We start from the raw sequence: 801 nt of genomic DNA on the forward strand, positions 1-801 counted from the left end.
TGGACAACCAGTTACCCCCGTAGACAAGCCCGCTGTCTCAGCCGAACTACTCATCGGCGTCATAGCTAGACGCAGATCGATACTGCGGCTACTCATCAAGCCGACTCTGTCGCCCGAACAGATGCCCCCATTGACCAACAGGTTCGCCAGTTGATTGCCTTTACGATTGAGCTCACCAAAATTGATAGAAACAAGCACACCATGGGTGACCATGGAAACAGCAGTTTGCTGAGCCCGTGTGGCAACCGCTTTATCAAACTGGCTCAACAGCGTATCGCCGACCTGAACCACTTCGGCCATCCGCGTGGCGGACTCGAACTCTGTGTCACTCAATAACGGCAATGTCGCCGGAATGCTACTACCAGTAGATTGTGCCAACCCTTCGAACAGTCGCACCAGCCGGTCCAGCATCGCGGTCATGGTCGAGTGGTCAAACAAGGCCGTGGCATAGTTCAGACCAAGTCGTAATCGGCTGTGCAGACCATCCACAAATTCACTGGCTGTGAGAGTCAATTCAAACTTGGCAACCGAGCCGGCACCACCCAAAGGCTCGAAAGACAAGCCACCAGCTTTATCACTATCCTGCGCCTGCTCAGTGATCTGCAGGAAGTTCATCATCACCTGGAACAGTGGCGTGTGCTGCTGACTTCGCTCAGGATTGAGCTGCTCCACTAAGAGCTCAAATGGAATATCCTGATGTTCCTGCGCACCGAGGTGTATGGCTTTAACTGCCTTCAGGTATTCAGCAAGGCTGGCTTTCGGGTCAACATCGAGCCGCAGCACCAGTGTATTGACGAAAAA

General features: G+C 53.3%; 1 protein-coding gene. It reads right to left on the bottom strand.

The window, feature by feature from the left end; genetic code table 11:
- Window positions 1-801, bottom strand: an 801-nt coding sequence (locus ACL7TT_RS08725; RefSeq protein WP_413394749.1) for a condensation domain-containing protein, incomplete at both ends; no start/stop codon positions are given.

This window comes from Microbulbifer jejuensis, assembly GCF_047289955.1.
In the GTDB taxonomy this organism is placed as follows: domain Bacteria; phylum Pseudomonadota; class Gammaproteobacteria; order Pseudomonadales; family Cellvibrionaceae; genus Microbulbifer.